The sequence below is a fragment of the Bacillus sp. AFS041924 genome, from assembly GCF_002577195.1.
Classification (GTDB): domain Bacteria; phylum Bacillota; class Bacilli; order Bacillales; family Bacillaceae_G; genus Gottfriedia.
Map to the genome: position 1 here is coordinate 1 of NZ_NULG01000123.1, position 12,236 is coordinate 12,236.

Here is a 12,236-nt window from a genome sequence, read left to right on the forward strand (position 1 = left end):
ACCTAAAGGGGATAATATCACTAAATGTGGTTTTTTATTTTTTCTTTAACTTATTCACTTATTTTTATAAGTTATCTCCATCATATCTAAATACACTTAGTTAATTTAAAGAAATCATACTCTGTTAGACCTATTCGACTTAATCCTATCTACTTTTTTTAAAATATTTTTTCAATTTGTCATTTTAAATATTTTTCGTTCCATTTACTTAAATATAGATCTTCATTCGTTTTAATAGGTTCTCCTTCAAGAAGAGTTATAAATTCTAAGCTATTTCCATCGGGATCACGGAAATAGACACTTACTGCTGGTATCCAAGTATGTACAACTGGTTCAATCGGATTTAACCAAAAAAAGTTTTCAGTCGGTTGGATTCCTCACTCTTGTAGCCATTCTCTGCTATTCTCTAGTTCTTTAAGATTTACTCCAAAAGCGAAGTGACCCTTGTGAAATTCCGTACCTTTCCCTACCTCCCAAAGTCCGAGCATTTGCTTTTCCTCGCCTATAAAAAAGAAGGCTACTCTTCTTTCTTCTATTTTATGTGCAAGCTTAATACCTAGTTTTTCGTAAAACATAATTGATTCTTCTAAATTCCTTACTTCTAAGTGTGTTTCATATATACTTTTAATCAACTTTTTCACCTCTCGTCTACTGAATTTCATTTTTCTATTTCTTTATACTATTAATCTTTATTTCTCCCCGCTCATTTACAATGATAATCTTTCCATTATCAATGGTAATGACTACAGGAAATATTTCAGCATTTTTATTTGAAAATAACCATTTCCTATTTGGTGGTCCTAAAAGGATAAAACAACCCTTTCCCCCCATAAAGTTTAAACCATTTATCAATTCATTATTATTTCTTTCTAAAATGCCATTAGAGATTAATTGCTTACCTACTGTAAATACATCGTGAGTAGTAAGATTTATTTCACTAATATTTAAGATTGATTGAACCGAGAATGGCATAACACTTTTACGTGAAATAGAGTGTCTTGAAATAAATTCCACAATATTACCGGATGGATCTTCAAAATAAAATGAATGTGCATCTAAAAATTCAAAATAGATCTCATCATGTCCCTCTTCCATTGTTAGTTTTACGATAGATTGTGCCCATTTCTTGGCTTTTTGGAACTGATTTGATGGAACATTAAAAGCAAAGTGGTAGAAGGGATTCGTGCCTTCTTTGGCCTCTACGAATTCTAATAAACTTTCTCCTACTTCAATTGTAAAGCTATTATTTTTCGAGGTTATGCAGTTGAATTTCAATTTGTTAATATAAAAATCTTTTGTTTCATTTAAAAGGCAAGTTTGAATAACAACTTTATTTATTAACATTTCTTTCTCACCTACTTATTCAATTAAGTATTCTTATTTTAGCACTTATCTTTTTGTATTCGAAAAATTCTGACTTTAAACTCATTTCTTCAAATAGGAATTGATTAAATGAATATTATTAAAGATGATATGATAAAATTAACCATTTCATTTCCAAATTTAAGGAGGAATGTACGTGATTTTCCAAAATAATAAGGTGATTATTCGTCAATTATTAGAAAGTGATGTTCCCTTACTTTCAAAATGGCTTTCTGATCCAAAAGTTCTTCAATATTATGAAGGTCGAGATAATCCATTCAGTGATGAAAAAGTTAGAAACATATTTTTTACAAAAGACCCTTCTATTCAAATGTGTATTGCCATGTATGAAAACATTGAAATTGGTTATATACAATTTTATAAATTAGACGGTGATTCAAAAAGTGAGTATGGTTACAAGGATTCAAGTGAACTTATTTACGGAATGGATCAATTTATTGGTGAAGTTGATTTCTGGAATCGTGGGATTGGAAGTTTACTCGTCTCATCAACGGTGAATTACTTAGTTTCAAATCAAAACGCTAAAAAAGTAGTAGTAGATCCACAAACATGGAATGAACGCGCGATTAAGTGTTACGAAAAGTGTGGATTTAAAAAAATTCGATTACTTCCGAAACATGAGTTACATGAAGGTGAGCTTAGAGATTGTATTGTTATGGAATATAAATGATTTAGAATTCATATCAAGTCCAAAATTTTTATGAACAATACTTAATACTTTATGAACAAAAACTAATGCTTAATGATCAAAGTTCACAGCTTTATGTATAAAGTACATATTATTTTCGGTAAAAAACCTTTCAGTACCTGAAAAAAAGATGTCTCTATTGCTTCGAGACATCTCTAATTATTATCTTATAAATCCACCTTCAGAATGGATAATCTGACCTGTTATCCATCCTGCATCTTCACTTACTAAAAATTTAATTAACCTAGCGACATCACTAGGCTCACCTATTCGTCCAAAAGGAAAAAGAGGCAATAGCTCTGTTTTAATAACGTCTGTCATCCATCCAGTATTAGTTGGACCAGGGTTAACGGCATTAACTGTTATTCCTAGTTTCGCAACTTCAGCTGATAATGTTATTGTTAATGCATCAATTGCTCCTTTTGTAGTAGCATAAGCAAGCTCTCCAGGCATTGCTCCTTTAAATTGGCCTGATGTGAGATTAATAATTCTGCCACCACTTTTAAACTTAAATTTTTGAGCAAAAAGTGTACTTAACATGGTTGTCGCCCGAATATTCACTGCATAATGCTTATCTAATTCTTGAAAAGTTAAATTGGAATAATCATTATTTGTTGAATATGCGGCATTGTTAATTAACACCAGCGGATATCCGAGATGTTCAATCACTTTCTCAAAAAGTTCGGTAGGTGAATCTTCCTTTGTTAAATCTAGCTCTAGACTAGATACTCGTACACCTTTTTTTAACAGATCATTTTTCAATTTAAGTGGTTCATTTTCCTTAATTCCCCAAGGCATTTCTTGATCATATATAGACCAGTACGTAAAGAAGATATCAAACCCGTTATCAGCTAATAAGTGACAAATTGACGCTCCGATTCCATTTAAACGACTTGCACCGGTAATAATCGCTATTTTATTTTCTCGCATTGTTTCTCCTCATTAATTTCTATCAGTTATTGAACAAAAACTTGTTTTAGTGGCTGATCAGCTGGACCTTCTAATACTTCACCATAGATTGAAAATCTTGAGCCATGGCATGGACAATCCCATGATTTTTCACCATTATTCCACTCAACCTCGCAACCTAAATGAGTGCAGGTTGTATCAACACAATGAACTTTTCCATTTACATCTTTATAAGCCCCAACTCTTTTGCCATCTAGGGTAACTACGGAGCCTTCATCATTATATAACTCTTCTATTTTTCTAGAAACAGGTTCTAATTTCCCTTCAATTAAATGCTTCGCTACATCTATATTTTGCATTAAGAAATGCTTGATGCTAGGGTCTGCTTGAAATCTTGATGGTGTGAACACATCTTCATCAACTGCTTCTTTTTCTAATATTAAGTTACTTATTAACTGAGCGGAAACAGTTCCATTAGTCATACCCCATTTACGAAAACCTGTTGCTACATATATGTTTTGGTTTTTCTTTGATAATCGCCCGATATAAGGCATTTTATCTAACGTAATTAAATCTTGAGTAGACCATCTATATTTTATTTCATCAATTCCGAAAGTTTCTTCACCAAATAGTTTTAAATTTTCATAAAAACTCATCGTACGAGTTTCCACACCTGTTTTATGACTTTCTCCACCAATTATTACTAATTCTTCGTTATTATATTTAATTGATCTTAATGATCTCTTTGGATTTTCTGCACTTATGTACATGCCTCCAGGGTAGGCTGTTTTTACTTTAGCGGCTAATGCATAAGAGCGGTCTGCATGTAATTTCGTAAAAAACAGTTGATTACCATCATAAAAAGGAAAATGAGATGCACTTACAATATGCTTACATTTTATTTTTCTTCCACTTTGAGTTACAACAACTGGGCGATTTCCTGTTTCTACATTTATTACAACAGTTTCTTCATATACCTTTAATCCGTTTTCTATTGAATCTTTTAATAATTGAATTAAATACTTTAATGGATGAAACTGAGCCTGATTTCTCATTGTAATTGAATATTTTGTATCAATAGGTAATAAAGTTTTCACAGCCCCAAACGAATCAATTCCTAATAGTTCATAAGCTTTTAATTCTTTTTCCAGATTACTAACATAGTTATCTGAATTTGTATAAATTGTTGCATCTTGAATCTCAAAATTGCAGTCTATTTGATTCTCATTACTATATTTCTTCATAAAATCCATCGCATTTTTAGTAGACTGATAAAATATTTTTGTCTTTTCTAATCCAAAATGTTGAATTAGCTCATCATAAATTAAATCATGTTGAGCAGTTATTTTTGCAGTTGTATGACCGGTTGTGGCATTCATTATTTTGTTTGCTTCAAGTATGGCAACTTTCAATCCCGCTTGCGTTAAAAAATATGCGGTCGTAATTCCAGTTATTCCAGCACCGACGATTACAGCATCAAACTCTTCATCATCATTATATGGTTCAAAAGAAGGTATATTTAACCCACTTCTCCATAATGGCTTTGAATGCTTCGGCAAGCCATTATAATCAATTTTTTCATTCATCTAAAAAACCTCCAAATTTGATATGTGGTTATTATTACCAAATAGCTGCTTGTTCATTAATCTAACTTTTCCATTCTACAAATTAGTAAATATTGTTAAAATGGACATAATGATGAATGCTCATCTAACAAAGTAAAAAAAAGTAGTTAATAAATAGTAAAGAAGGTATATTAAATGGCTTATAGAATTAAAGACACTTTAATTTCTGAAACTGATCTCAAAAATAGAGTAAAAGCACTTGCTGAACAAATTGAAACTGACTTTAATAATGAACCCATTATCCTTGTAGTTGTTTTAAAAGGTTCATTTGTATTTGCAGCTGATTTAGTGCGTGAAATGAAGAGTAATATTAATGTTGATTTTATTTCTGTTTCCAGCTATAGTAACCAAACTGAATCAACTGGAAAAGTTAGACTACTAAAAGATTTGGATGAGAATATCACAAATAAAAACGTTGTTGTAGTTGAGGATATCATTGACAGTGGTTTAACATTGTACTTTTTACGTGACCATCTTCAAATGCATAAACCAAAATCCATTAAGATTTGTACCTTATTAGATAAACCTGAAAGAAGAAAGATTGACCTACCAGTTGATTATGTAGGCTTTGTCATTCCAGATGAGTTTATCGTTGGTTATGGTATTGATTATGCACAGCAATATCGTAATTTACCGTATATCGCTACAGTAGAGGAATATTAAGTTATTATAAAGGAAAGCCGTTCAAATTATTAATTGAACGGCTTGTCATTTGTTCATTTTTCGGTTGATTAGCTCAATTAATAAACTTCGATCCTCTGGAAAATTAAGTTCCAATTTTTGAATTTCCTCTATCGATTTCCAAGCAATATCGTAAATTAACTGATCAGGGTCCTGAATTTTGGCATGCCCCCTAATAATTTCTACCTCAAAAAAGTGAACCTCTACTTGAACGCCATACGAGATTCCCTCTTTAATAAACAATTGCTTAATTATTTCTACTTCATAGCCTGTTTCCTCAAAAACTTCTCTTTTACAACATTCATCCATCGATTCATTTTTTTTAAACCTCCCGATGGAACCGTCCAAAGCTTTTTTTCTTCCGGCTTGCCTTGAAGAACCATTAAAATTTGTCCATTACTATTAATACAAATCCCAGCTGCTCCGAACCATTTCTGCATGTAAACCCCTCTCTTTTTATCATTTTTTATATAAGATAACTATTCAATCATTTAATGTTTTAATCATTATTTTCCCTTTTGATATTTCTATAATTTCTTGGGAAAAATAATTCAAAATTAGTAAACGGGGTGAATTTATGAATCGTAAAGCACTACTCATACTCTTAACAATTTTTTGTTTAATTCTTCCGAACTTTAGTTACGCTGAAACTACTAATAAACCATTAAAAATTGCGTTCATTCGCGATGGATTCGTTTGGATAAAAATAAACAATAAAGAGGAAAAAATAACGAAATCAAAAGGAGTTTATTCGGAAAAACCCGAGTGGTCATTTGATGGAAGTTATTTAATGTACCAAAAAGAAATACCTACTGGACCTACTGCTTCATACCCTACCCGCTCGGAAATATGGATTTATAATATGAAAACAAAAAAAGAACAAAGAATCATCTCAGATGGTGAGAATCCGAAATGGTCACCTACTAAAAATATTTTCGCTTTTCAAGATAGTGGTGTATTAAATGTTTCTGACTTCGATAATTTTTATAATATTGCATTAGGAGTAGATGACTATAATTGGATTCCTAACGGCAAAGGCTTTATCGCATCATCAGCTGCAGCACTTAATCCAGACGGTTGGACAAATCCGGTTTTATATAAAATCACCTTGCCTAAGGATTTTAAAAATATTACTAGCGTAACGAGTAGTGTAAAACAATTCTTTGTCGTCCCTAAAACATTAACAAAAGGCAATACTTCAATTCCGTCCATAAACGCGACAACCTTCCAATTTTCACCTGACCAAAAATGGATCTCATTTATTGTTAACCCAACGGCTTCATGGTCTATGGATAGTAACATGCTCTGCATTATTTCTTCAGATGGAAAGATTTTTGAAGTACAGGATGAAATTATTTTACATTTAGATACCCCTAAATGGACTCAAACTAAAAATATATTAGGATATATTGCCGGCGGAGGAAGATTAGTTTTCGGGTATAAAAATAAGAAGATGAATATTACTGAAATGCCAGCATTTACATCTACAAACTTAACGCCACCACATTTTGCAGAATTAGCATTTACTTGGTGTGATGATTCATCGATTGTTGTTTCAAGAGTAAAAGAAAGTGAATGGTCTAATGATGAAACGAAACGTCCAAAACCATCACTAAATGTTATTAATCTTAAGACTCATAAACAATTAAAAATAACAAATCCACCTACAGGAAAGGGAGATTATAATCCAATTTACTCTAAATCTTCCAATAAAATAACTTGGATCAGAAAAGGTGAATTAGATGTAGTTGGAAATGTATGGATTTCAAATTTGGATGGCAGTAAACCTAAGGTATTATTAAAGAATGTAAGTTCATACTCTATATTCGAACGTTAAAAAAGGATGAATCAATTTCATCCTTTTTCTCTTTTAAGGGCATCAACAAAACAATCATTTTTTAAAACTGGAACCACATTGTAACGGTTCATTTGACTACAATGCCTGACATCTTCTTCAAACCCTTTGACCCTAAGTTCTCTTCCACTTCCACATTCCCATATTAAATCTTTAATTTTATGTTTCGAATGAACAAACGCTCCAATACAAACTTCCGCTTCAGGGGATTTTGTCCCTTCTAACTCAGCTAAAATCGCACCAGCCCCTAAATAATCTTCAATTGCAGGACGCATTAAATCTTCATTTTCCCTAGAGTCATTCCAAACCTCTCCACATGGAATCACTGTTATATTTGCATTAAATTTTCTTTTTAACTGATTTGCATATGAAACGACAGAGGACATATTAAGAAACGAACCGATTATTAACGAAGGCACTTTTGAAGCAAGCCATGTACAAAAGGCTCCATTTAGAGAACATAAAACAAATTTATTATTAGTATGACTTTCATTAAATGATACTGGCGAAAGTGTTGCTTTCCCTAAAACTGCCGCTTCATTTCTTCCTAAAATATAGTCCGCTCCAATACTTTTAGCATAAGCTTTTCCATCTAGATTTGGTGGGTAAGGGTAGATGATGGCATTTTGATTTACTGCTGTTACAACAGTTGATGAAAAACTAAGAACATCAACAATTATTGTAATATCACCACGTTTGGCTGCATCTCTAGCACCCCTTTTTCCCCACTCTACTTTGCATTCATAATTAGATTGATCGAACAAACTCTGCATCCCCCTTGTCTTTTTTTTCAAAGAAAAAGATGCAATACTCATTAAGCGTATAACATCACTATTTGGAATTTAACGATATGTAACCTCCGTAAATCCTAAACTGTTTTCAGTTGTCTTCATTGGCTTACTCGGATAATAAAACGCTAAATTTTTATAATTTATTTTATATTTACTTTTTATAAAATACTTGCTCAGATATACTGTTCTCATTTTTTTACCATCTATATAGATTTCTTTCCCTTTAGGTCGGTCCTTATCAAATCCATAGATTAGTTTCTCATTAAAAAAATGCATTCCTATCCCTTCTCCTGCATACAATTGCTCTGCACCCGAAATCGAAGCAAAATTCATATTTAAAATTGATGTTGTTTTATATACATAAATACTATGCGGTATATCAGTAATACAAAGTATGTATGGACTATTTGGGACTTTCACTAATTTATAGTCCTCTTTTTTTAATGTTGGTAAATCTTTATGTATAGCGAAATTAACTGCATTTTCTTTCGTATTAAAGTTTATGGATATATAAGTAATGATGCTCACCAATACTACACCAATAAGTGATAATGTTATGTATTTCTTCATAATCCCCCCTTCCCTACACCCTTTATTTATTCAGAAAACGAGCATACTCTTCCTTTTTAACTGCTTACTATTTATTCAACATTTGTAAACTATTTCCTTTTATAATTAACTCAATAAATAAAGGGTTTTCACTTTATTTAAACAATTATTTAATAATTAGGCTAATAATTGGAGGGGATCTTTTGATTAACATCGTTAAAGTAAAAAAAGAAGAGGAATCTATACTACATAATTTGATGCAATTTTATATTTATGAATTTACTAAATATCTTCCTAATCTTAAACTTGGACAAAACGGTTCTTATCATAAGTTTAATTTAGAAAATTACTGGGCTAACTTAAATCATCACGCCTTTTTTGTGAAACATAATGACGAATTAATAGGATTTGCATTAATTGAGGCCTCGTCAGAGAATTGTATAGAAGAGTTTTTTATTATTGAAAAATATAAAGGGAAAGGGTTTGGAAAAAAGGCAGCCATTGAACTATTCGATCTGTTCCCGGGAAAATGGTATATCTCACAAATTGAAACGAATGAACCCGCAAAAGCTTTTTGGAGAAATGTGATTCACTATTATACTAAAGGTAATTTTACTGAAAAAATAGATGTGAATAAAAAGACAATCCAAGAGTTTAATACGTTCGAAATTATTGAAAAAAACTAAATTGGTGGAGGCTCAGGTTATTGAAAATAGAACATTTAAATTGATTAATGTTATTATTCAATTTAAAAGCAGATGCATGATGTTGATTTCCACTACAGTTTGCTCGCTTTCCATGGGGCGAGACCTGAGCCTCATCGGCGCGCCTGCGGGGTCTCAGCCTTCCATTTCAACACTATTAGCCACCTTATGTAGGTGGCTATAGTATTCTATTAAATTAATTTGCTTTGAAATTATAAAGTGGTTTAATGACTTTAATTACTTCTATTGCTTCCTTTGTATTTTCAATGATTTCTTTCATTTCCTTATAAGCCATTGGACTTTCATCAAGCGTACTTTCTAAAACTGATGTACTCCAAACATCCTTCATCGTTTCTTTAAACTCATCAAGTGAAAGTGTGGCTTTGGCTTTTGAACGACTAAGAATACGACCTGCACCATGAGGAGCCGAATAATTCCAATCAGGGTTACCTTTTCCGATTGCGATCAAACTTCCATCTCTCATATTAATTGGGATTAATACTTTCTCACCTTTTTGAGCAGAAATTGCCCCTTTACGAAGAATCATATGTTCAATATCAATATAATTATGAACAGTCGTAAATTGTTCCACAACGGTTAAATCCATATTCTTCACGATTTCATCCATCATTGCCTTACGGTTCCATAAAGCATATTCTTGGGCAATGGCCATATCATGCATATAGCGATCAAACCAAACCCCTTCTAAATAGGCTAAATCCTTGGGAATATATTCCGACTTAATATCTTTTAATGCAGCTTCAATCTCTTTTTCACGTCCTTCATTCCTTAATTGCTGAATGATCTTTGAACGATTTTCTGACTGACTTTTTAATAGCTCATACGCTTTTTTCTGATAAAATTCCGCAACAACCTTACCTAAATTTCGGCTTCCGGAGTGTATGACAAAATAAATATTCCCGTCCTCATCTACATTACATTCAATAAAATGATTTCCCCCACCAAGTGACCCTAAGCTTAGCTTTGTTCTATTTTCATTTAACTCTTTAAAACAATGAAGCTTAGAAAAATCAATTTTTTTCACGAAAGCATGCTTATTATTACGAATTGAAAAACCAGATGGAACATGTTTACGAATGACCTGGTCTAGCTTTTGAAAATCAATCTCTTTTTGAGAAATTCTTATTGTTTCCATCCCGCAACCTATATCGTACTTTAACCTCTAATTTCTTAGAGAGTGGACTATACCTTCACTACAATCATCGGAGTATGCAGCTCCTAATGTAGGCCCGCCGTGTTAATTATTCCATCTTACATTACATTCTGGAATAATTCTGCACAATCGTCTGCTAACAATATGCAAGTCTCTGAACCATTTGACTATGTCACCATAGCCTCTGGCTGCTGATTGCCCTCGACTATATTTTCCGTTAGGGTTTCCAGCAATTGAGCGAGTTTTTTAACGTTGGAGCCGTTTTAGTTAACCCCAACAAGATTTGGAACAATTTTATCCTGAATCGTCATTGTAGTCCCAATCGTACATCCTTTTCCAGCATGTGTATCAGGCATAATTCTGATTTTCGAATTTTTCACGAACTCTTGATTACATAGCTCGATAATTTGCCCAATAGCACCTTGATCAACATTATCTGTAAATATTTTAGCTTCATTAAATGAACCGTTAACTGTAAGCATTATGTTCTCCTTTACATTTTTAAAAAATATTGTTTTATTCCTTTTATATTAGACTTTCCCTCTACATTAAGTAAAACTGTTAACAGTTTTAAACGTAGCACCTCCCTAATTAATTAAGTTTGATAGTATTAGCTTCCCAAGATTGTTCAAACGATTAATTGTCAATTGCAACACGATAAAATGAAAATTTCCCCAATATGCATCTTTATTTTGCTGGTATCACCGCAGTAATTTCAAGACGATTTTAGTTAAAAGAACCGTAAAAGGTAAAAATAAACAAAAAAATTTCCCGATACAACTATTTTTTATATTGGTATACAATTGACATATGGAAATGCACATATCTATTATTCATATTTCCGGAATAATACTAATATGAGAGGTAGTGAGATATTGTTTAAGAAATATAGAACTCTTACCAGTTATTTTGATAGTGGAATGGACATTAAAGTTAAAGAAGACAATTTAGGTCAAAAAGTGGTAAGCATTAGTACAGCATCACCTAATCGAAAAATTGAAATAATAAAAAAAGACAATTTATTAGAATATACTATTTATGATGTCAACAAGGGGACTCAACAATTTGCAATTCCACTTGCTTTACATAATCAAATCATTAATGAATATCTAAATTAAATTTAGACATTAAAAATAGAGATTCTAAAAATTATCATGACAAATTACAACGTTTTAAAAAAGTAGGTTTTGTTGACCTACTTTTTTGTTAGATCTTCAGATTTTGATCAAAAAATCTTTTCTAAATTTAACGAATAAGAAAGAAATTCCCTATCAACTTGATAGCCATTTTTTTCATACAACGCTTGCGCAGATTTATTATCAATTGCAGTTTGTAAATCAAGTGCCTTTGCTTTCGTTTCAATTCCAAATTCCTTAGCTGCGTCTAATAACATTTGAGCTACTCCCTTTTTCCTTGCAGCTTCACTTACATAAAGATCATTTAAAATCCATAACTTCTTCATTGAAACCGAGGAGAATGAAGGATATAATTGTGTAAAACCTATCGATTCCCCTGCTTCTTTCACAATAAAAATAACGGAATCTTTGTTATTAATTCTTTCCGTTATAAAATCAACTGCTCCATTTAAATTACTTTCCTGTTTATAAAATACCCTGTACTGATCAAATAAATTTGCTATTTCTAAAATATGTTTTGAATTTGCACGCACTACTTCCATATTTTCACCTCTTCTAACTATGAATGAATCTATTAGTAAGTTCGGTACATTTCAACTAAATTCCTCTTATCGCATAGAAGGATTCAAAACCTACATTAATGGTAATTTTTATCGTAAAGTAAATAATATGATTAAATGTTCTATTTATTTTCCAAAATTTAGGTTTTCATATGTATTAACTTATAATAATATTGAAGAT

At 31.7% G+C, this 12,236-nt stretch carries 12 protein-coding genes and 3 pseudogenes; 5 read left to right on the plus strand and 10 right to left on the minus strand.

Translation table 11 applies throughout. From position 1 onward, the window contains the following. Nucleotides 1–179: 179 nt before the first annotated feature. Together COC46_RS19705 and COC46_RS19710 are read right to left on the minus strand one after the other, a co-directional pair. Nucleotides 180–632 (minus strand): annotated as a pseudogene (locus COC46_RS19705) (VOC family protein). Between the two features lie 34 nt (nt 633–666). Next, nucleotides 667–1,344, minus strand: a complete 678-nt coding sequence (locus COC46_RS19710) for a glyoxalase (RefSeq protein WP_098811607.1) — start codon at nt 1,342–1,344, stop codon at nt 667–669. Nucleotides 1,345–1,513: 169 nt separating this feature from the next. Between COC46_RS19710 and COC46_RS19715 the strand changes: the two genes are divergently transcribed. Beyond that, nucleotides 1,514–2,053 (plus strand): GNAT family N-acetyltransferase, encoded by a 540-nt coding sequence (locus COC46_RS19715; protein ID WP_098811608.1) that lies wholly within the window; start codon nt 1,514–1,516, stop codon nt 2,051–2,053. 180 nt (nt 2,054–2,233) lie between these two features. On the opposite strand, the gene COC46_RS19720 is transcribed toward COC46_RS19715, so the two are convergent. Both COC46_RS19720 and COC46_RS19725 read right to left on the minus strand, forming a co-directional pair. Further along, nucleotides 2,234–3,001 (minus strand): SDR family oxidoreductase, encoded by a 768-nt coding sequence (locus COC46_RS19720; RefSeq protein WP_098811609.1) that lies wholly within the window; start codon nt 2,999–3,001, stop codon nt 2,234–2,236. Between the two features lie 26 nt (nt 3,002–3,027). After that, nucleotides 3,028–4,566: an FAD-dependent oxidoreductase gene (locus COC46_RS19725; protein WP_098811610.1), complete on the minus strand. Its 1,539-nt coding sequence runs from the start codon at nt 4,564–4,566 to the stop codon at nt 3,028–3,030. Nucleotides 4,567–4,740: 174 nt separating this feature from the next. On the opposite strand from COC46_RS19725, the gene hpt reads away from it, so the two are divergent. After that, entirely contained in the window at nt 4,741–5,268 is a 528-nt protein-coding gene (hpt, locus tag COC46_RS19730) for a hypoxanthine phosphoribosyltransferase (RefSeq protein WP_098811611.1), read from the plus strand. A 45-nt stretch (nt 5,269–5,313) separates the two neighbouring features. Here the strand turns inward: hpt and COC46_RS19735 are convergent. After that, a pseudogene (locus COC46_RS19735) lies at nt 5,314–5,726 on the minus strand (NUDIX hydrolase). 137 nt (nt 5,727–5,863) lie between these two features. Here COC46_RS19735 and COC46_RS19740 point away from each other — a divergent pair. Further along, a complete protein-coding gene (locus COC46_RS19740; RefSeq protein WP_098811612.1) occupies nt 5,864–7,123 on the plus strand; it encodes a TolB family protein in 1,260 nt (419 codons plus the stop codon). Nucleotides 7,124–7,140: 17 nt separating this feature from the next. Here COC46_RS19740 and COC46_RS19745 read toward each other — a convergent pair whose 3' ends face one another. Both COC46_RS19745 and COC46_RS19750 read right to left on the minus strand, forming a co-directional pair. Beyond that, the gene (locus COC46_RS19745) at nt 7,141–7,914 is read right to left on the minus strand and encodes a 2-phosphosulfolactate phosphatase (RefSeq protein ID WP_098811613.1); all 774 of its coding nucleotides are present in this window, start codon (nt 7,912–7,914) and stop codon (nt 7,141–7,143) included. Between the two features lie 69 nt (nt 7,915–7,983). Continuing rightward, nucleotides 7,984–8,502, minus strand: coding sequence for a hypothetical protein (locus COC46_RS19750; protein ID WP_098811614.1), 519 nt, complete (start codon nt 8,500–8,502; stop codon nt 7,984–7,986). Nucleotides 8,503–8,684: 182 nt separating this feature from the next. Here COC46_RS19750 and COC46_RS19755 point away from each other — a divergent pair, with 182 nt between their 5' ends. Further along, entirely contained in the window at nt 8,685–9,167 is a 483-nt protein-coding gene (locus COC46_RS19755; protein WP_098811615.1) for a GNAT family N-acetyltransferase, read from the plus strand. A 214-nt stretch (nt 9,168–9,381) separates the two neighbouring features. On the opposite strand, the gene COC46_RS19760 is transcribed toward COC46_RS19755, so the two are convergent. Then, nucleotides 9,382–10,341: an RtcB family protein gene (locus COC46_RS19760; protein WP_098811616.1), complete on the minus strand. Its 960-nt coding sequence runs from the start codon at nt 10,339–10,341 to the stop codon at nt 9,382–9,384. 284 nt (nt 10,342–10,625) lie between these two features. Then, nucleotides 10,626–10,841: pseudogene (locus COC46_RS19765) on the minus strand (RtcB family protein); the annotation flags it as partial. A gap of 393 nt (nt 10,842–11,234) precedes the next feature. Here COC46_RS19765 and COC46_RS19770 point away from each other — a divergent pair. After that, entirely contained in the window at nt 11,235–11,477 is a 243-nt protein-coding gene (locus COC46_RS19770; RefSeq protein WP_098811618.1) for a hypothetical protein, read from the plus strand. A gap of 107 nt (nt 11,478–11,584) precedes the next feature. Here the strand turns inward: COC46_RS19770 and COC46_RS19775 are convergent, their stop codons facing one another. Continuing rightward, nucleotides 11,585–12,037, minus strand: a complete 453-nt coding sequence (locus COC46_RS19775; RefSeq protein ID WP_098811619.1) for a GNAT family N-acetyltransferase — start codon at nt 12,035–12,037, stop codon at nt 11,585–11,587. Between the last annotated feature and the right edge of the window lie 199 nt (nt 12,038–12,236).

Bases quoted from the DNA above. Each gene is read 5' to 3' on its own strand.
- COC46_RS19710 (WP_098811607.1), bottom strand. From the start codon at position 1,344: ATGTTAATAAATAAAGTTGTTATTCAAACTTGCCTTTTAAATGAAACA.
- COC46_RS19715 (WP_098811608.1), top strand. From the start codon at position 1,514: ATGTACGTGATTTTCCAAAATAATAAGGTGATTATTCGTCAATTATTA.
- COC46_RS19720 (WP_098811609.1), bottom strand. From the start codon at position 3,001: ATGCGAGAAAATAAAATAGCGATTATTACCGGTGCAAGTCGTTTAAAT.
- COC46_RS19725 (WP_098811610.1), bottom strand. From the start codon at position 4,566: ATGAATGAAAAAATTGATTATAATGGCTTGCCGAAGCATTCAAAGCCA.
- hpt (WP_098811611.1), top strand. From the start codon at position 4,741: ATGGCTTATAGAATTAAAGACACTTTAATTTCTGAAACTGATCTCAAA.
- COC46_RS19740 (WP_098811612.1), top strand. From the start codon at position 5,864: ATGAATCGTAAAGCACTACTCATACTCTTAACAATTTTTTGTTTAATT.
- COC46_RS19745 (WP_098811613.1), bottom strand. From the start codon at position 7,914: ATGCAGAGTTTGTTCGATCAATCTAATTATGAATGCAAAGTAGAGTGG.
- COC46_RS19750 (WP_098811614.1), bottom strand. From the start codon at position 8,502: ATGAAGAAATACATAACATTATCACTTATTGGTGTAGTATTGGTGAGC.
- COC46_RS19760 (WP_098811616.1), bottom strand. From the start codon at position 10,341: ATGGAAACAATAAGAATTTCTCAAAAAGAGATTGATTTTCAAAAGCTA.
- COC46_RS19775 (WP_098811619.1), bottom strand. From the start codon at position 12,037: ATGGAAGTAGTGCGTGCAAATTCAAAACATATTTTAGAAATAGCAAAT.